Genomic DNA, 17,820 nt, shown 5'->3' with positions numbered 1-17,820 from the left:
CATGTCACGTAATACCCTGGAAGCACGATCAGTTGTTACCCCGACCGCACCACGACGATAGAACGCCTCCGTAAGGACTACAAGTGGAACTGGCCTATTACTCGGACTATGCCGTACGACTCGTCAACAGCGAGGACCCGGCCCGGGGCAAGGACTCACTGACCTCGGTCGAGGCCGTCCGCGACCTGTTCGGCGGCAACCAGTCGGCGGCCCGCCGCGCCACCGACGCCGACGTCACGCGGTTCCGCGCGGTCCGGGCCCGGCTGCGCTCGGTCTTCGCGGCGGCGGACACCGGCGACGAGACCCTGGCCGTCGACCTGCTGAACTCCCTGCTCCTGGAGTTCCCGGTGAGCCCGCAGATCTCCGGCCACGACTTCCGCGACGACGACGGCCGCCCCCTATGGCACATGCACCTCGCGGACCACCCGTCGAACGCGACCGCGGGCTTCGCGGCCATCGCGTCGATGGGCCTGGCCTTCCACCTGACGGAGTACGGCGTGGACCGTCTGGGCCTCTGCGAGGCGGCCCCGTGCCGCAACGCCTACCTGGACACCTCCACCAACCGCTCCCGGCGCTACTGCTCGGACCGCTGCGCGACCCGCGCCAACGTGGCCGCCTACCGCGCCCGCAAGCGCCTGGAGGCCGACCGGTCGGAGAGTACGGGCCGTACGGCCGACAGCGCCCAGCGCGCCAGCGCGAACGGCGAGCGCTGATCCGCCTTGCGCGGCCGGTACCGCAGGCGCACCTTGCCCAGAATCAGCTCGTCCGGCACAACTCCGTAGTCGGTGCTGTCGCCACCGGCGTACGCGTTGTCCCCGAGCACCCACCAGCCGCCCTCGCGGCGCTCCGCGGCCCGCTTGACGACCAGCAGGTCCTGCTGGAAGGGATGACGCAGGACGACGACGTCACCGGGCCTGATCCGGCCCCGGTGCGAAACGACGAGCAGGTCGCCGTTGTACAGCGTGGGCACCATCGACGGCCCGGTCACCTCGGCCCACCCAAAGGGCTGGGCCGCCCGTCCACGCTCGGTCTCCTGCGACAACTCCGGCATCCCCGGCACCTCCCCGGTACGGTCCTCCACCAGTCTCAGTCTGACCCTGGACTTTTGTCCTAAGCCCATGGGGGCACTCGCGAAATCCCGTCTTGCAGGGGGTAATGTCCCACCTGAGAAGACGATCACGAGGAAGGAATGCTCCATGCTTTCCCGCCTGTTTGCCCCCAAGGTCAAGGTCAGTGCGCACTGCGACCTGCCCTGTGGCGTGTACGACCCGGCCCAGGCCCGCATCGAGGCGGAGTCGGTGAAGGCCGTGCAGGAGAAGATGGCCGCCAACGACGACCCGCACTTCCAGGCGCGCGCCACCGTCATCAAGGAGCAGCGCGCCGAGCTCGCCAAGCACCACGTCTCGGTGCTCTGGAGCGACTACTTCAAGCCCCCGCACTTCGAGAAGTACCCGGAGCTGCACCAGCTGGTCAACGACGCCCTGAAGGCCCTCTCGGCCGCCAAGGGCTCGACCGACCCGGCGACGGGCCAGAAGGCTCTGGACTACATCGCCCAGATCGACAAGATCTTCTGGGAGACCAAGAAGGCCTGACTCAAGGCTCTTTCGTCGCTCTCCCGACCTGAAGGGGCCCGACCGGTTCGCCGGTCGGGCCCCTTTCGGCATGGGTGGCTTCTCTCCGGGATCCCTCTCCGGGGAGCAGTCACGCACGGTCCGTTCGTTGTGGCGGGTGAGGCGGCCAGGGCCCGAGAGCAGGCAGCCCCTCGGCCGCCACCGGTGAGACGGCGGGCGTGCGTCCGGCCAGCCAGGCCGCCAGGTCGCATACGTGTCCGGTGACCACGGTGTCCGGCGGTCCGTCGCCGACCGACCACTGGCGTCGCGCGTCGTCGGTGTGGAGGCGCGTGCCTGCCGGAAGGCGGCCGAGGAGGAAGTCGATGGCGTGTGCGGCCAGGTCATCGGGCCAGTCGTCGGGCCGGACACCGAGGTCGAGGTCGACCATGTGGATCCATGCCTCGCGCCAGCGCGCGAACACCGTGGCGGCGAGGTCCGCGTTGCGGAACGTGACCGGACGGTGCCAGTCCATGTCGTCGGCGCGTGCCCAGACTGCTTCCAGCGCGGCTGTCTGTGCGACGAGTTCCGCGCGATGCTCGGCGGCACTGCGCCCCGCCGTGGCCTCGATGATCGCGTTCCGCTCGGCCGTCCCGCCGTCGTAGCCCGCCACGAGCTCTCCGCGCAGTGCATGCTCCGCGAGCCGGCCGAACATTCGCGCGTTGTCGGTGAGATGCGCCAGGACGTGGCCGCGTGACCAGCCCTGAAGTCCGGATGCCTCGGTGACCTGCTGGTCGTTCAATTCGGCCACGAGCCTTTCCAGGACACCGTGGGCTTCGATCACTGCTGCGACTGGAGGTTGCATGGCCCCGTCCTACGAGGCCGAGGTCCGGTCGAGAACAGCCGGGACCCGGCCGGCGAGGTCCCTGAGGGGCTCACCGCTCAGCCGGCATATCCGCCACTCGTCCAGAAACTCCACGCCGAGGGACTTGTAGAAGTCGATCGTCGGCTCGTTCCAGGCTAGGACCCACCACTCGAAGCGCTCGTAGCCCCTCTCTTCACAGATCGCGGCGAGGGAGGCGAGCAGAGCCTTGCCGTGTCCACCGCCACGGGCGGACTCACGCACGTAGAGATCCTCCAGGTGCATGCCGCGCGTGCCGGTCCACGTCGAAAAACGCGGGAACCACAGGGCAAAGCCGACGGCCTCGCCCGTCTCGTCGTCCTCGGCGATCAGTACGAAGGCGGCGGGATGCTCTCCGAACAGCGCCTCGCGAAGTTGCTCCTCGGTCGCCCGAACGTGCTCAACAGCTCGTTCGTACTCGGCGAGTTCACGGATCATCGCGCGGATCGTCGCGACGTCGTTCACGGTGGCGGGACGGATCATGCTGGAGATCATCGGTCACCTTACCGACCGTGTCCATCCAATTCCGCGGCGGCTCGGCGGACTTGAGTCTCCCGCAGGGGCAGAGTGGAAGCTGGGCGCATGGACAGTGGCGCCCTCTGCTCGATCGGTGAACTGGCCCGTCGCACCGGGCTGGCGGTCAAGACCATCAGGTTCTACTCCGACCGCGGCATCGTCGTACCGGCCGAGCGCACCCTCGCCGGGTATCGCCGCTATGGCCCGGACGCCGTTGCCCGGCTGGCTCTGGTGCGGACGCTGCGCGAACTGGGACTCGGCCTCGACGCGATCCGGAAGGTCGTGGACCGGGAACTGACGCTCGGCCAAGTCGCCGAGCAGCACGCCGCCGCGCTGGAGGCGCAGATCAGCATCCTGCGGCTGCGGCGAGCGGTACTGACCGCCATGACCAAGCGCAGTCCCACTCCTGAGGAGACGGCACGCACGCACCGGCCGGCCCGACTCACCGAGGACGAACGTCAGCGGCTGATCGACGACTTCCTCGACGCCGTGTTCACGAATCCCGTCGGTGGCAGGTGGCGGCCCGGGGCCCAGCGCTCCATGACGCCCCTGCCCGATGACCCGACTGAGGAACAGCTGGAGGCATGGGTGGAGTTGGCGGAACTGTCCCTGGACCCGGACTTCCGCACCAGTGTGCGGCGCGGGGCCGAGGATCACGCGGCCGACCAGTCCGACGGCGGCGCCGGGCTGCCGCGTCCGGACGTCGTGGCGATCGCGCGTGACCATGCGACGGCGGCCCTCGCTTCCGGAATCCCCCGCAGTCGCCCCGGTCCGACCAAGTCGTCGCAGCTCTGGCCACGGACTGCGCGCGCACGCCCGGCCGGCCCGGCGACAGCGAGCTGCGTCGATGGGTGCTGCAGCGTCTGACGGCCGCGAACGATCCGCGCCGGGACCGGTGCTGCGCGCCTTGACGATCAACGCAGATGGTGTCGAGGACCCCTTGGCGGAAGGCGGCTGCCAACTCGAGGTTGTTGTCTCAACCGTGCGTTCTGTTCTGTGCCCTCCAAGGGGCCTTCCCCAAGCTGCTGAACCCTGCCGGGGGGACAACCCCGCTCTCTGCGTCAGCCGCTGCTACGGAGGGCCAGAACCGTTGAGCCAAAATGCCCCGTACGAGGCGGAAACCAAGCACATCGAAACAATCACCGAGGCCCGCACCACCCTTGCCTTCCGGCCCAGGAATATCGCAAGGGGGATGAGCAGACTGAATGCTGGAATCAAGAGGCGCGGTTTCGATCCAAAGAACCCCGACGAACCCAAGGCGAGCAGGACCACGATTCCAGAATAGACCTGAACGGGAAGGGGATATCTGCCCAGGAACCCCAGCACGTAGGACCATATCGCTAGACCTACAGCGACGATGAGTGCGACGCCCCCCACGTACGGAGGGGTGACCACGAGGGTGCCTGCGAACTTCAGGAAGGTGACTCCGCCGTCGAATCCGTTGCCCCATTCCGACTGGACGTCGAGATAGCCGAAAAGAGAGCCCTTCTGGGCCCCCACCCATAGAATATACGAGGAGAAACCGGCAGGCGAGACAATAAGAGAGGTGACCTTTGGTATGCTCCACCCCTTTTTGTGTACGCTGACGGCTACAGCGCTCCACAAGCCCAGAGCCACGGCAACACCTACGGGACGCGTCAATCCTGCCGCGCACGCAAGAAGGCCGGCAAACAGCCACTTTTCCTTGAGTGCACAGTACAGGGCCCAGGAAGATACGGCTGTGAAGAGTGACTCGCTGTAGGCCATGCTCTGCACGATGCTCACCGGGACAGTTGCCCAGAGGGCGACCACAAGGAGAGCTGTCCTGTAGTCGGTGAACAGCCCGACGAGCCGGTATATACCGGCCGCAGCAAACAATGATGACACCGCACTGATCACCAGCCCGGCATCTGCTGGAGAAATGAGCAGGAGGTGTGAGAGCACTCTCTCAAGGGCTGGAAATAGCGGGAAGAAGGCCATGTCGGACAGGATTCGCCCATCCCGCGCCTGCACGGTGAAACTGTATCCATGTTCCACAACTCTGACGTACCAGAGTGAATCCCACCGAGCAGATAGCAGGACGTGTGCGCTCTTACCGTTCAGCGAAGACCACAGAGTCAGGACCGCCAGCCCGATGACCTTGACCAATGCCATGACGGCAATCGGGTGTGCGTCATTCGGGCGGTCGGAGCTCGGTGCAGATATGCTCCGCAGCGATTCGCGCCAATCGATGGTAAACATGAGTAGCAAACCTTAACGATGACACACTGCCCGAGTCCCTAGGTGGGGAAGTGTGTGTAGAAAAAGAGACGGACCCGACATGATATGTGTGTACCGGGGCGGATCCGTCTCGTCGTGTACTGTATCCCAGTTCCCTGGTGGTCATGCAAGGATGACCGCGCACCATCCGGCCCTAGAGTGTGGTAAACCGGCCGTGCTTGCCGATTTCGAAGACGGCGTCGTGCGCTACTTGGTTTCGACATAGACTCGATCGATCGAGAAAGTGCAGTCGGTTGCGTATTGCCGTGTCTTCTCGGTCGTTGTGATCCAGGTGGTGTGCTCGTCCCACTCTCCCCGTCCGCACACGGACCCACCCGCCGGGTACCCGAGCCCAGGGCCATGAGATCCGGATCCGCAAGCCCGGCGCCCCGGCAATCAAGGCCTTGCGCCAGGAGACAGGTACGTCACGGCGCACGTAATCGACTGATCAGCCGCCAGCCTCCGGCACTCCGGGGCAGCCCTCACTCGGTTCGTCGGCCGTCGGCCGGCGCTCCGCGCATCACTGACCGGTCACGGCCGGGTGCGCAGCAGCTCAGGGACACGGCTGCGAACGCCCCTGCTCGATCAGCCTTGCGAGGGTCGACGGCAAGGAGTTCGTGGAGCCGGACGTCCACGTGGTTCGCCGCAGTCGATCACGGGGATTGCCGCGATCCTGGGATCCGACATCAGCACGATCTCGTCCATGCCCCGATCATGGCCGACCGCCCTGGCCGATCGGGGCCCGAGGTTCCGTGAATTCGCGGTGATTGTGTTCACGCGGTAAACGGTGGCCGGACATCGTTCACGTCCCGTAGGTTCTGGAACGTCCACCCGGGGGTCGAACACTCTGGCGATGGACCCACGGGGGAAGGTCAGCGGCACTCGGCTCCCGTCTCGGCCCGTGCGGCCGAGGCGTTGTCCGGGGTGCTCTGCGACAGCGGGCGAGTGGAGATCACATCATCCGGCGGTCCGTCTCCCGCCGGACGGATGTCGATCCCCTGGGAGATACCCCTGCGCCGCCCGCATCTCTGGCCGATCCCCCTGCTGTGGACCCTCGCCCTGGGGCTGTGGGGGCTGTCCCGGCAGGACAGTGTGTGGCGGGACGAGGCCGCGACCTGGCAGGTGGCCCGCCGGCCCGCCGGCGACATCTGGCACATGCTGGGCAACGTCGACTCCGTGCACGGGCTCTACTACCTGCTGATGCACGGGCTCTTCGAATGGTTCGGGGCCGGCACCACGACCCTGCGGCTTCCCTCCGTGCTGGCCACGGCGGTGGCGGCGGCCTGTGTGACGGCCATCGGCCATCGGCTGGCCGGGGCCTGGGCGGGCCTGGCGGGAGGGCTGGCGTTCGGGCTTCTTCCGGCCGTGCAGTTCTATCTCCAGGAGGGCCGCCCCTACGCGCTGATCGCGGCCGGCGCCGGGATCTCGACCCTGCTGCTGGTGACCGTCCTCGAAGGGCGCGGCCGAGCGGTGCACTGGATCGCGTACGGCGGCACGGTCGCGGTGTGCGGGGTGCTGAACTGGCTGTCGTTGCTGATCCTGCCCGCGCACCTGGCGACCCTGCTGTGGACGCGGGCCCGGCGCGGGACCTGGATGCGCTGGGCGACGGCCACGGCGTTCGCCGTTGCCGCGGTGCTGCCGCTGATCCTGTTCAGCCGACGCCAGTCCGCCCAGGTCTCCTGGATACCGCCGCTGACCTGGCACATGCTGATCGGGCCCGCCGTCCTGCTGGCGATCGGCGGGCTCGGGGCACTGCTGGACCGGCCGCGCGCGGGGCGCCTGTCGGTGGCGCCCGTCGGGCTGCCCCTGCTGGCCGTCCCGCAAGTCGCCCTCATCGGGCTCTCCCTGGCCAAGCCGCTCTTCCTGGACCGCTACGTGCTGTTCAGCATGCTGGGACTGGCCCTGCTGATCGGCTCGGTACTCGGCACGGCCGTACGGGCGGCCCGGCCGCGGTTCCCGAGAGCGGCGCCGTGGCTCGTCCCGGCCGTGGTCACCGTGGCGGTCGTCGCGCTGCTGCCGCAGTCCCTGGCCAAGCGGTCCCCGGAGAGCCGCGTGGACGACGTCCTGGCGGTGGCGGCGGACGTACGGAGGCTGAAGCAGACCGGGGACGCGGTGGTCTACATACCGGCGGCCCGGCGCGACTCGGCGCTTGTCTCCCCCGACGACTTCGCCGGGCTGCGGGACGTCGCGCTCGCGGAAGACCCCGTGGCGTCGGGGACGTTGAAGGGCGAGGAGGCCGGTCCGGACCGGATACGGGCCGCGATGCTGGCACAGCGGCGGATGCTGCTGGTCACCGACGCACCCGAGGTGGCGCGGCCACTGGCGGGGAAGCGTGACCACGCCAAGGCCGCTGTGCTGAAGAAGCACTTCAAGGTGGTGACGGACGTGCAGGTCCGCGGGCGACGGGTGACGGTGTACGAGCGACGCTGAGAAGCCGGCCGGCGCAACGCCGGGCCCGGCTCCCCAACCGTCCGTCCGCGCCCCGGTCAGTGGAACTGAGGCACGATCAGATAGATCCCGTACACCACCACCGCCGCGCAGGCGACGAAGCACAGTCCCGCCTGCGTGAGGCTCAGCGTGGACGTGCCACCGCCCTCCTCGCGTGCCCCCTCGTAGCGGGCCAGGCCCAGCACGCCGAGGGCGAAGACGCCGACCACGGCCACGGTGACGGCGAGGCTCACCGCGGCGACCTGGCCGAGTGCGGTCCAGTCGAGGCTCATGATGTGAACTCCCTTGTCTCGGGCGATCGCTGTACCGCGCGATCGCTGTCTCAGGCGGCCGCGCCGACCTTGGGCGCCTCCGTGCTGCGGACCGTGACCTCGTGGGTGTCGTTGACGTTGTGTGCGGACACCGGGTTGCGGCGGGAGATCAACACGATCCCGGCGGCCACGGCCGCACCCACCAGCGCGACCACGGCCGTACCGATGTTGCCGCCGTGCTTGACCACGCCCGCCGAGACGCCGCCGACCAGCGCGGCGGCGGGCAGGGTGACCAGCCAGGCCACGACCATGCGCCCGGCCACCCCCCAGCGGACCTCCGCCAGCCGGCGGCCCAGACCCGCGCCGAGGATGCTGCCCGAGGCGACCTGCGTGGTGGACAGGGCGAAGCCCAGGTGGGCCGAGGTGAGGATCACCGTCGTGGAGGCCGTCTCGGCGGCGAAGCCCTGCGGGGACTGAATCTCCGTCAGGCCCTTGCCCATCGTGCGGATGATCCGCCAGCCGCCGAGGTAGGTGCCGAGGCCGATGGCCAGACCGGCCGACGCGATCACCCACAGCGGCGGGCCCGCGTCATGGCCCAGGGCGCCCGCCGAGATCAGGGTCAGCGTGATGACGCCCATCGTCTTCTGCGCGTCGTTGGTGCCATGGGCCAGGGAGACGAGCGACGCCGAGGCGATCTGGCCGACGCGGAAGCCCTTGGTGACGGACTGCTTGCGGGCGCGAGCAGTGAGCTTGTACGCCAGGTACGTGGCCAGCAGCGCCGCGATCCCCGCCACGAGCGGCGAGGCGACGGCGGGGATCAGTACCTTCTCGACAACCTTGTCGAAGTGCACGCCGTGCGACCCCGCGCCCACCCAGACGGCCCCGATCAGTCCGCCGAACAGCGCATGCGACGAACTGGACGGCAGCCCGACCAGCCAAGTGAGGAGATTCCACAGAATCGCCCCGACCAGGCCCGCGAAGATCATGCCCGGGCTGACGAGGCTGTCGTCCACGATGCCGCCGGAAATCGTCTTGGCGACCTCGGTGGACAGGAAGGCACCTACGACGTTCAGGACACCGCTGATGAGCACGGCCGTCCTTGGTGTGAGCGCCCCCGTGGCGATGGACGTGGCCATCGCGTTCGCCGTGTCGTGGAATCCGTTGGTGAAGTCGAAAGCGAGGGCCGTCACGATGACGACCGCCACCAGGAACGTGATGTGGTCCATTCCCCAATGCAAACAAGCGCGGGCCAATTCGCGGAGAACCGACGGCAAAGCGTGTCCCAGGAGCCGGCGCGCGGTTGGTAAGGGTCCTGCAAAGCCCGCGTGGTGCAGCTTGAGTGCGCTTGAGTGCGCCGTACGGCCGCCGCGAGCCCCGGCCGCGCCGGCGGATCTACGATCGCCCCCATGAGCATCCGCTGGACCTACGCCTTCGTCGACCGCCCCTTCGCGTCCTTCACCCGGGCGCACACCTTCTGGACTGCGGTGACAAACACCCGGTTGTCCGAATTCCGGGGCGAGCAGGGGGAGTTCGTGACCTTGCTGCCGGGCGGCGGGGCCGACCCCTGCTTGAAGGCCCAGGGGGTCGAGTCGGGCGCCGGTGGCGCGCATCTCGACTTTGCCGTGGACGACGTACCGGGATTCGTGATGTCGGCGCTCGCGCGGGGAGCGGGTGTCGCCGCCGAGCACGAGGGGTGGGCCGTACTGCGCTCGCCCGCCGGGCAGTTGTTCTGTGCCGTGCCCTGGCACGGGGAGTCGGTGCGGCCGCCCGTGGTGCACGGCAGCCGACTCGACCAGGTCTGCGTCGATGCACCGCCGTCGCTGTACGAGTCCGAAGTCGCCTTCTGGAGCGCCCTGTTGGACGGCTGGGAGTCGGCGCCCGGCTCCCGCCCCGAGTTCCATGTGCTCAAGCCACCGTCCGGGCTGCCCGTCCGCATCCTGCTCCAGCGGCTCGGCGAGGAGCGGCTCGGTGAGGAGCGGCTCGGTGAGGAGCCCCGGGCCTCCGCCCACCTGGACCTCGCCTGCGCCGACATCGCGGCGACCCGTGCCCGGCACGAGGAACTGGGCGCGAGCTTCGTCGCCGAGGGCGCCCACTGGACGGTGATGCGCGATCCGGCGGGCGGCACGTACTGCCTGACGGGGCGGGACCCGGAGACGGGCGGACTGGCCGGCTCTACCGCGTCGTGAAGACGCAGAGGTGTTGTATCCAGCCGCCCTGGTAGGGCTCGGGGGTCGGGCAGGGCCTCTCCCGGCCTTCCGGGAGCGTCGGCGTGGGACCGGCCTCCTCCCGGCCGTACGACCCCGGTGGCTCGGCCGAGTCTCGCAGCCACAGCGTCAGCCCTCCCGCGACGGCCACGAGGATCACCCACGCCCCCACGACCCATCGCCATAACGTGCGGCGTCCCCTCACCCCCACGGCTCCACATCCACCACCGCGTTCACCGGAATGGGCCCGTACACATGCGGGAACTCCGCGCCGCCCGGCTCCGGCGCCTCGTACTTGAGCGGCACTTCGAGCCGGGCCGGGTCCACGACCAGGACGACCAGTTCGTCGGGGCCGTCGTAGGAGCCGTACAGGAAGGCGGCCACAGCGGGGAGTTGGGCGCGGGTCGAGCAGTGGATGAAGCCCTCGTCCTGGAGCGTGCGACCGCGCGTCGACATCTCGTACGCACCACGCGCGCGGGCCTCGTCCCAGAGGGAGCGTTCGGTGATGTGGAGGATGTACGTGTGTTCGGGCATGCGGCGAGGTTACGGCTTCAGCCGTGCCGCCCGCGCGTGCAGATAGCGCTGCTCCGGCAGGCTCAGCGTCTTGGCTGCCGCGGCCTCGTAGGCGGCGCGGGCCTCGTCGTGGGCGCCGGCCCGCTCCAGGAGGTGGCCGCGGACCGCGTCAAGGCGGTGCCCGGCACCCAGTTCGTCCTCCAGCGCGGCCAGTTCGGCCAGCCCCGCGCGCGGGCCCCGGGCCATGGCGACGGCCACCGCGCGGTTGAGGCGCTCGACGGGGCCGGGGACGAGGCGTACGAGGACGTCGTAGAGGCCGAGGATCTCCTGCCAGTCGGTCTCCGGCGCGGAGGACGCCTCGTCGTGGACGGCGGCGATGGCGGCACGCAGCTGGTACGGGCCGGCGGGGCCCCGGGACAGGGCGCGGGTGACCAGGGCGACGCCCTCGTCGATCGCGGCCTTGTCCCAGCGGTCGCGGTCCTGTTCGTCGAGGGGGACGAGTTCGCCGTGCGGGCCGGTGCGCGCGTCGCGACGGGCGTCGGTGAGCAGCATCAGCGCGAGCAGGCCGGCCACCTCGCCGTGGTCGGGGAGCAGGCGGTGGACCTCGCGGGTGAGCCGGATCGCCTCGCCGGCGAGTTCGCGCCGCAGCAGGCTCGTGCCCGAGGTCGCCGTATAGCCCTCGTTGAAGATCAGGTACAGGGTCTGCAGAACCGCGGGCAGGCGGTTCTCCCAGTTGTCGGGCCGGCCGAAGCGCACCCCGCGGACCTTCTGCTTGGCCCGGCTGATGCGCTGCGCCATGGTCGCCTCGGGGACCAGGTACGCCCGGGCGATCTCCGCCGTGGTCAGACCGCCGACGGCACGGAGGGTGAGGGCGATCTGGGCGGGCGGCGCCAGGTCCGGGTGGACGCAGAGGAAGAGCAGGGTGAGGGTGTCGTCCTCGCGGGGCGCCCGGTCGGCGCCCGGCGGCGGGGCCGTGAAGGCGTCCCGCGGCAGCAGCGCCGCGACCTTGTCCTCCCGGGCCCGGCGCGACTGCTCCGCGCGCAGCGCGTCGGTCAGCCGCCGCGCCGCGACCTTGATCAGCCAGCCGCGGGGGTTGTCCGGAACCCCGGTCCGCGGCCACTGCTCGGCCGCCGCGAGCAGAGCCTCCTGTACGGCGTCCTCGGCGCTGTCGAAGTGGCCGTACCGCCGTACCAGCGCGCCGAGGACCTGCGGCGCGTGTCGGCGCAGCAGGTCCTCGGTCTCGGGTGTGGCGCTCACTTACGGCTCGGCCGATGTCTCAGCCGACGTCCCCGGACCCGTCGTCGATGGGCCGGATCACCACCGGGTACACGGGGGCACCGGCGGGCTGGGGGCACTGAAGGACGCGCTCGGCGATCTCCGTGACCCGCTCCAGGCTCGCGCAGTCCAGCACCCAGTAGCCGGCAAGCAGCTCCTTGGTCTCGCTGTACGGGCCGTCGGTGATCACTGCCTTGCCGTCGTCACCCAGGGTGACATGCCGGCCCTTCGCGGGCTCGGTCAGCCCCTGTCCGTCGACCATCTCGCCGCTCTCGGCGAGGTCGTCGTTGAGGGCCTGCATGAAGGAGTACATCGCCTGGATGTCCTCCTGGCTCCAGGCGACGGAGTTCTCGGACCCCTTGCCCTGCATCGCCTCGTAGTCCGCCTGCGTGCCCTGCACCATGACCAGGTACTTCATCAGTCCGCTCCTTCTGCTTCCGTCGGCTCGGGCCGCCCTTGACGGGCGGCTCTCACAGGGGACGTCGGAGCCGGGCCGGGATTCTCGACACGGGGCTCAGGAATTTTTCGCGGTGGGTTTCACGGTGGTGTCCACGGTGGGTGTGCTGGGAGTGTCCGGCTGCTCGTGCTTCTCCTCGTGCGCGGCGCCTTCCTCGGCGTACGCCCCGCACTCGGGGTTGTGGCACGGGCCCGCCACCCACGTGGGGACCCAGGCGCCCAGCGTCTTGTGGCGCCGGACGACCGTCTCTACGGGCTGTCCGCAGTCGGGACAGTGGTGCTCTTGGCTGCCCATGTCCTCAGAGTAGGACGGGAGAGGGCTCAGCGCTTCCTGCTGTACGTACGAACCACGGCGCCGTTGCCGAACGTGCGCACCTCGCCGAGGCCGAACTCGGTGATGGCGAAGCTCGATCCGAACATCGGCATGCCCGTGCCGTACACGATGGGGTACGTCTTGATGACGAGCTCGTCGATCTCGTCGATCAGCGCGCCGGCGAGCTGCGAGCCGCCGCACAGATAGATTCCGAACTCGCTGTCCTCCGCCTTCAGTTCGCGGACCTTGCCGACCACGTCGTCCGAGACGATCTCGACCTGCGGGTCGGGCGACTCGGTCAGCGTGCGCGAGGCGACGTACTGACGCAGATGGGCGTACGGGCTGGTGAGGCCCTCCTTCAGGGCCAGGTCGTAGCTGCTGCGGCCCTGGATGATCGTGTCGAACCGCCGGTTGGGCAGGTCGTCGAACCCGAGGGCGCGACGGGCGGGGGTCGACACGGTTTCCGGGTGTTCCGTCTTGAGGAACTCCAGGAACTCCTCGTCGACGAAGGTGTACATCGAGGTCGCATCGCCGCTCGGGTCTCCGATGAAGCCGTCGATCGAGCAGGCGATGAAGTACGTGAGCTTTCGCAAGCCGGTCTCTTTTCGTAGGGTGGCGCACAACCACTTCGGTTGTAGTGCTTCAGTTGTAGTACTTCGTTTGTAGTGGTTGCAAGGGCATTTCCTGGACCGGCTGAAAGTGAGAGAGGGGATTCCGAATGGCGGGCAATCCGGAGCGCCGGGCCGCGCTCGTCGACGCGGGCGTCGAGGTGCTCGCCCGCGAGGGGGCACGCGGGCTGACGTTCCGCGCGGTGGACGCCGAGGCCGGGGTGCCGGTCGGCACCGCCTCCAACTACTTCACCGGGCGCGACGACCTGCTCCGTCAGATCGACGCCCGGCTGCACGTGCGGCTCGCGCCCGACCCGGAGGTGATCGCCGCGCTGATGACCCGGCCGAAGGACCGCTCCCTCGTCGCCGCCTTCATGCACGACCTGATGGCCCGCGCGACCGGCGACAGAACGGGCTATCTGGCCCTGCTGGAGATGCGCCTGGAGGCCCAGCGGCGCCCCGAACTGCGCTCCTCCTTCACCAAGTCGGTGCGCGGCGACCTGGACGAGGCCCTGGAGTTCCATCGCAACGCCGGACTGCCCGGCGGCGACGAGGTCGTCACCGTGCTCTATCTCGCGGTCCTCGGGCTGCTCCTGGAGCACCTGACGCTGCCCGACGTCCTGGACGGCGTTCTGCCCGGGGTCGGCGTGCCGGACGGGCTGGTCGAGCGGATCGTGGCGACGATCGTTCCGGAGGAGTAGGTCAGGGCTGCCGGAGGCGTTTCAACCGCGCGGTTCGCGCCACATCGGCCACATTCGGGGGCCGTCCGGGAGGTCGAGGGGACGGCCCTTGAGCTCGAAGCCGAGACGCTCGTACAGCTGCCGGCTGCGGTCGCTGCTCGCCTCCAGGTAGGCGGGCAGGCCGTCCCGGTCGCAGCGGTCGAGCACCGCGTTCATGAGCGCGGTGCCGAGTCCCTCGCCCTGGCGCCCCGGTGCCGCGGCGATCATCCACAGGTATTCGTGGGCACGGCCCGAGGGATGGATACGGGCCGTCAGGCGACCGATCATCTCGACGCGCTCGTTGTCCGGGTCGACGTCCTGGCGCAGCAGCGCGGGCCCGTCGTCGTCCTCGTCGTGCTCGACGGCCGGCACGGATATCCACAGCGCGCACGCCGTGCCGTCCTCGGTGACGTCTATTCGGCCGTGGGCCAGCACGATGTCGGTGAACGCGGCCATCAGCCTGCGGTGGGTCGCACGGCGGTACTCCTCGCCCGGGAACACCCAGGCGCTGACCGGATCGTCCTGGAAAGCCGCGTCCAGCAGCCGGACCACCGACTCCCGGTCCGCCTCGCCCGCCGTCCGGATCGCCACGCCCATCTCCACCCGCCCCTTCGCGTCAACCGGCCTTGATCGTAGGGCGATGCGAGCCTGCGTGCGGTCCGAGAGCCGACTTTGTCGAGATACGGCCGGTACACGGCGACCCGGTTGATCGATGACCCGCTGCACGGGGACCCGGTACGCAGAGGCGGGCCCCGCACACCGTGGGGATGTGCGGGACCCGCCGGTCCGGAGCCGCTCGGCGGCCGTACGGGGTCAGGAACCGTAGGGCCCCGGGGGCTCCGGGGTCTTCACGACCGTCGGTCGACGCGCCGTCGACCAGTACGGCCGCCGGCTGCCGCGGCCCTCAAGTGCTGCGCCGCGTCACGAACTCGGCAAGGGCCAGCAGTCCGCCCGCCGCCTCCGGGTCGGGCACCGCGCGGGCCAGTTCCTGCATGGCGCGGGCCATCCGCTCGGCAGCCTGGGTCTGCGCCCAGTCGCGGCCACCGGCCCGCTCGACAGCGAGCGCGGTCCGCTCCAGGTCCTCCTTGTCGTAGGGCATTTCGTACAGCGTGGCCAGCTCCGCCGCCGCCGGACCGCCCGAGGTCAGCGCGGCGACGACCGGCAGGGACTTCTTGCGGGCGGCGAGGTCGGCGCCGGCCGGCTTGCCGGTGTGGCTCGGGTCGCCCCATATACCGATCACATCGTCGATGAGCTGGAAGGCGAGCCCGGCCTCACGGCCGAACGCGTCCAGCGCCGCCACGTCCTCGTCCGCAGCGCTCGCGTACAGCGCGCCGAGGGCACAGGCGCACCCCAGCAGTGCGCCGGTCTTGGCCTCGGCCATGGCGAGCACCTCGTCGAGGCCGACCTCGCCAGGGCCCCGCTTCTCCATCGCCGTGTCCGCCTGCTGGCCGGCGCACAGCTCGACGACGCAGTCCGCGAGCCGGGCCGCGGCAGCCGCGGACGCCGGGTGCGGGTCCTCGGCGAGCAGCCGCAGGGCCAGCGCCTGGAGGGCGTCCCCCGCGAGGATCGCGTCAGCGTCGCCGAACACGGTCCAGGCGGTCGGCCGGTGCCGGCGAGTGGTGTCCCGGTCCATCACGTCGTCGTGCAACAACGTGAAGTTGTGGACCAGTTCCACCGCCACCGCCGCCCGTACGGCGGCCGCCCGCGCCCTCGGTCCGCCGAGTGCGGCGGCCGCGGTGAGGACGAGCGCGGGCCGGATCGCCTTGCCGGCGTTGCCCGCCGCCGGCGTGCCGTCCGGGTGCTCCCAGCCGAAGTGGTAGCGCGCGATCCGGCGGAGTGACGGCGGCAACGACTCGACGGCGGCGCGCAGTTCGGGGTCGACCGATGCCCGGACGCGCTCCAGGATCACCTCCGCCTCGGGCCCGTCGAGCGGGCCCGGCCCGCCGTCCGTCTCGGTCGCGATGGGCCCTTGCCTTTCGAGCGTCTCGGTGGACGGCCCCGCCCCGGCGGGGCGTTGCTGCGTCTCCGTCATGAACTCACCCATGGCATCGCCTCGGAGAGTCGGCGGACGGTGGCCCTTCCGCTACGGCTGGGCGCCTACGCCGAGGGTCTACCCACACGGGGAGCGCGGGACACGGCGCAGTGGCGGCAAAGGTCACCGCCAGCGCCCGATCTCGACGTTCTCCAGCACGCCGAGGGCGTCCGGGACCAGGACCGCGGCCGAGTAGTAGGCCGTGACCAGGTACTTGATGATGGCCTGTTCGTTGATGCCCATGAACCGGCAGGACAGGCTCGGCTCGATCTCGTCCGGGATGCCCGCCTGCTGCAGGCCGATGACACCCTGCTCCCCCTCGCCGGTACGCATGGCGATGATCGAGGTCGTACGGGCGTCGGTGACCGGGATCTTGTTGCACGGGAAGATCGGCACGCCTCGCCAGGTGGGGATGCGGTTGCCGGCCATCTCGATGGTCTCCGGGACCAGGCCGCGCTTGTTCAGCTCACGCCCGAACGCGGCGATCGCGCGCGGGTGGGCGAGGAACAGCTTGGTTCCGCGCCGCCGGCACAGCAGCTCGTCCATGTCGTCGGGGCTGGGCACGCCGTCGTGCGGCTGGAGCCGCTGGTCGTACTCGCAGTTGTTGAGCAGCCCGAACTCGCGGTTGTTGATGAGCTCGTGCTCCTGCCGCTCCTTCAGGGCCTCCACCGTCAGGCGCAGCTGCTGCTCCGTCTGGTTCATCGGCTGGTTGTAGAGGTCGGCAACGCGCGAGTGGATGCGCAGCACGGTCTGGGCGATGCTCAGTTCGTACTCGCGGGGCCGGGCCTCGTAGTCGACGAAGGTGTGCGGGATGTCCGGCTCACCGCTGTGGCCGGCCGCGAGGTCGACCTCCTTCTCGCCGTACTTGTTGGTGCGCTGCGCGGGGATCGCCCGCAGCTGCTCGAGGTGCCGGCTGAGCGTCTCCGCACGCTCCGCGACCTGCTCGACGTCCTGGCGGGGCAGGACGAGCACCGTGCACGCCGTGGCGGCACGGACCGTGTACTCCCAGATGGCCTCGGAGTCGAGCAGCGCCTGGTCGCCGAGGTAGGCGCCGTCGGCGAGGACGCCGAGGGACTCGTCCTCCCCGTAGGGACCGGTGCCGAGCTTCTCGACCCTGCCGTGCGCCAGCAGGAAGACCTCGTCGGTCCGGCTGCCGAACGAGGCGATCACGGACCCCGCCGTGAACTCCCGCTGCTGGCAGCGCTGGGCAAGCTCGGCGAGCACGTCCTCGTCCTCGTACGACCGCAGGGCCGGGAGTTCGCGCAGTTCGGCCGGGATGACTTCGACGCGGTCCCCGGTCTTCACGAACGTGACACGGCCGTCCCCGACGGCGTAGGTCAGACGGCGGTTCACCCGGTACGTGCCGCCCTGCACGTTCACCCACGGCAGCATGCGCAGCAGCCAGCGGGAGCTGATCTCCTGCATCTGGGGTGCGGACTTGGTCGTGGTGGCCAGGTTCCGCGCGGCCGCCGTGCCGAGGCTCTGCTGCGGCTTGCCCTGCTCAGTGCGGACCTCTTCGCCTACCGACATAAGGAATTGCCCTCCCGGTCGTGCACCGGCGCCGGTCTGGCGCCACGTATCGCGATCTCCGCGACCGAGCCTTCCATTACGGAGGGTGCCGGTGCTATTACCCGAAAGAGCGGGAATGGATCACGGTCCGCTGGGCAAATAGAGGGACCTTGTCCACCCGTGCCGGCTCTGTGGTTGGCCAAAACGACTCGTACACCGTGCGATTCGAGGAGTCCCGTGAGGCCGTTTTCGGTAAAGCACCGATACGAGTCGGCCGCGGTGGGCGGTCG

At 69.7% G+C, this 17,820-nt stretch carries 19 protein-coding genes and 2 pseudogenes; 6 read left to right on the top strand and 15 right to left on the bottom strand.

What is annotated here, in order from left to right:
* Positions 1 to 83 precede the first annotated feature (83 nt).
* Positions 84 to 713 carry a CGNR zinc finger domain-containing protein gene (locus tag AB5J55_RS28470; RefSeq protein ID WP_369273355.1) on the top strand — a complete coding sequence of 210 codons (630 nt, stop codon included), beginning with the start codon at positions 84 to 86 and terminating at the stop codon, positions 711 to 713.
* Here AB5J55_RS28470 and sodX read toward each other — a convergent pair.
* Positions 617 to 1,051, bottom strand: coding sequence for a nickel-type superoxide dismutase maturation protease (gene sodX / locus AB5J55_RS28465; RefSeq protein WP_369276326.1), 435 nt, complete (start codon positions 1,049 to 1,051; stop codon positions 617 to 619). The two genes, AB5J55_RS28470 and sodX, sit on opposite strands and share 97 nt — an antisense overlap.
* A gap of 145 nt (positions 1,052 to 1,196) precedes the next feature.
* On the opposite strand from sodX, the gene sodN reads away from it, so the two are divergent.
* Complete coding sequence (sodN, locus tag AB5J55_RS28460) at positions 1,197 to 1,592, top strand: superoxide dismutase, Ni (RefSeq protein WP_007491258.1); 396 nt, start codon at positions 1,197 to 1,199, stop codon at positions 1,590 to 1,592.
* Between the two features lie 109 nt (positions 1,593 to 1,701).
* Here the strand turns inward: sodN and AB5J55_RS28455 are convergent, their stop codons facing one another.
* Positions 1,702 to 2,412: a maleylpyruvate isomerase family mycothiol-dependent enzyme gene (locus AB5J55_RS28455; RefSeq protein WP_369273354.1), complete on the bottom strand. Its 711-nt coding sequence runs from the start codon at positions 2,410 to 2,412 to the stop codon at positions 1,702 to 1,704.
* A 9-nt stretch (positions 2,413 to 2,421) separates the two neighbouring features.
* The gene (locus tag AB5J55_RS28450; RefSeq protein WP_369273353.1) at positions 2,422 to 2,931 is read right to left on the bottom strand and encodes an N-acetyltransferase family protein; all 510 of its coding nucleotides are present in this window, start codon (positions 2,929 to 2,931) and stop codon (positions 2,422 to 2,424) included.
* A 99-nt stretch (positions 2,932 to 3,030) separates the two neighbouring features.
* Between AB5J55_RS28450 and AB5J55_RS28445 the strand changes: the two are divergent.
* Positions 3,031 to 3,860: pseudogene (locus tag AB5J55_RS28445) on the top strand (MerR family transcriptional regulator); the annotation flags it as partial.
* Positions 3,861 to 4,035: 175 nt separating this feature from the next.
* Here the strand turns inward: AB5J55_RS28445 and AB5J55_RS28440 are convergent.
* Together AB5J55_RS28440 and AB5J55_RS28435 are read right to left on the bottom strand one after the other, a co-directional pair.
* Positions 4,036 to 5,097: a hypothetical protein gene (locus tag AB5J55_RS28440; RefSeq protein WP_369273352.1), complete on the bottom strand. Its 1,062-nt coding sequence runs from the start codon at positions 5,095 to 5,097 to the stop codon at positions 4,036 to 4,038.
* A 671-nt stretch (positions 5,098 to 5,768) separates the two neighbouring features.
* A pseudogene (locus AB5J55_RS28435) lies at positions 5,769 to 5,907 on the bottom strand (dipeptidase); the annotation flags it as partial.
* A gap of 282 nt (positions 5,908 to 6,189) precedes the next feature.
* On the opposite strand from AB5J55_RS28435, the gene AB5J55_RS28430 reads away from it, so the two are divergent.
* Positions 6,190 to 7,632 carry a glycosyltransferase family 39 protein gene (locus AB5J55_RS28430; protein ID WP_369273351.1) on the top strand — a complete coding sequence of 481 codons (1,443 nt, stop codon included), beginning with the start codon at positions 6,190 to 6,192 and terminating at the stop codon, positions 7,630 to 7,632.
* 56 nt (positions 7,633 to 7,688) lie between these two features.
* On the opposite strand, the gene AB5J55_RS28425 is transcribed toward AB5J55_RS28430, so the two are convergent.
* Both AB5J55_RS28425 and AB5J55_RS28420 read right to left on the bottom strand, forming a co-directional pair.
* Positions 7,689 to 7,922: a hypothetical protein gene (locus tag AB5J55_RS28425; RefSeq protein WP_369273350.1), complete on the bottom strand. Its 234-nt coding sequence runs from the start codon at positions 7,920 to 7,922 to the stop codon at positions 7,689 to 7,691.
* Positions 7,923 to 7,972: 50 nt separating this feature from the next.
* Positions 7,973 to 9,127: an anion permease gene (locus AB5J55_RS28420; protein WP_369273349.1), complete on the bottom strand. Its 1,155-nt coding sequence runs from the start codon at positions 9,125 to 9,127 to the stop codon at positions 7,973 to 7,975.
* Between the two features lie 180 nt (positions 9,128 to 9,307).
* Between AB5J55_RS28420 and AB5J55_RS28415 the strand changes: the two genes are divergently transcribed.
* The gene (locus tag AB5J55_RS28415) at positions 9,308 to 10,087 is read left to right on the top strand and encodes a VOC family protein (protein WP_369273348.1); all 780 of its coding nucleotides are present in this window, start codon (positions 9,308 to 9,310) and stop codon (positions 10,085 to 10,087) included.
* 219 nt (positions 10,088 to 10,306) lie between these two features.
* On the opposite strand, the gene AB5J55_RS28410 is transcribed toward AB5J55_RS28415, so the two are convergent.
* From AB5J55_RS28410 to AB5J55_RS28390, 5 genes are all read right to left on the bottom strand, one after another.
* Positions 10,307 to 10,639 (bottom strand): DUF952 domain-containing protein, encoded by a 333-nt coding sequence (locus AB5J55_RS28410; protein ID WP_369273347.1) that lies wholly within the window; start codon positions 10,637 to 10,639, stop codon positions 10,307 to 10,309.
* Positions 10,640 to 10,648: 9 nt separating this feature from the next.
* Complete coding sequence (locus AB5J55_RS28405; RefSeq protein WP_369273346.1) at positions 10,649 to 11,875, bottom strand: RNA polymerase sigma factor; 1,227 nt, start codon at positions 11,873 to 11,875, stop codon at positions 10,649 to 10,651.
* A gap of 19 nt (positions 11,876 to 11,894) precedes the next feature.
* The gene (locus AB5J55_RS28400) at positions 11,895 to 12,311 is read right to left on the bottom strand and encodes a YciI family protein (protein WP_369273345.1); all 417 of its coding nucleotides are present in this window, start codon (positions 12,309 to 12,311) and stop codon (positions 11,895 to 11,897) included.
* 96 nt (positions 12,312 to 12,407) lie between these two features.
* On the bottom strand, positions 12,408 to 12,644 hold the full coding sequence (locus AB5J55_RS28395; protein ID WP_369273344.1) for a hypothetical protein: 237 nt from the start codon (positions 12,642 to 12,644) through the stop codon (positions 12,408 to 12,410).
* Between the two features lie 26 nt (positions 12,645 to 12,670).
* Positions 12,671 to 13,255, bottom strand: a complete 585-nt coding sequence (locus tag AB5J55_RS28390) for a dihydrofolate reductase family protein (protein ID WP_369273343.1) — start codon at positions 13,253 to 13,255, stop codon at positions 12,671 to 12,673.
* A 125-nt stretch (positions 13,256 to 13,380) separates the two neighbouring features.
* Between AB5J55_RS28390 and AB5J55_RS28385 the strand changes: the two genes are divergently transcribed.
* Entirely contained in the window at positions 13,381 to 13,971 is a 591-nt protein-coding gene (locus AB5J55_RS28385; protein WP_369273342.1) for a TetR/AcrR family transcriptional regulator, read from the top strand.
* A 21-nt stretch (positions 13,972 to 13,992) separates the two neighbouring features.
* On the opposite strand, the gene AB5J55_RS28380 is transcribed toward AB5J55_RS28385, so the two are convergent.
* The 3 genes from AB5J55_RS28380 to AB5J55_RS28370 form a co-directional block, all read right to left on the bottom strand.
* A complete protein-coding gene (locus AB5J55_RS28380) occupies positions 13,993 to 14,586 on the bottom strand; it encodes a GNAT family N-acetyltransferase (protein ID WP_369273341.1) in 594 nt (197 codons plus the stop codon).
* Between the two features lie 307 nt (positions 14,587 to 14,893).
* Positions 14,894 to 16,021, bottom strand: coding sequence for a family 2 encapsulin nanocompartment cargo protein polyprenyl transferase (locus tag AB5J55_RS28375; RefSeq protein ID WP_369273340.1), 1,128 nt, complete (start codon positions 16,019 to 16,021; stop codon positions 14,894 to 14,896).
* A gap of 123 nt (positions 16,022 to 16,144) precedes the next feature.
* A complete protein-coding gene (locus tag AB5J55_RS28370; protein WP_369273339.1) occupies positions 16,145 to 17,551 on the bottom strand; it encodes a family 2B encapsulin nanocompartment shell protein in 1,407 nt (468 codons plus the stop codon).
* Between the last annotated feature and the right edge of the window lie 269 nt (positions 17,552 to 17,820).

The sequence above is a fragment of the Streptomyces sp. R11 genome (genome assembly GCF_041051905.1).
GTDB lineage: Bacteria > Actinomycetota > Actinomycetes > Streptomycetales > Streptomycetaceae > Streptomyces.
Note: the sequence above shows the minus strand (reverse complement) of the source record. Positions and strands in the feature narration are given on the sequence as shown.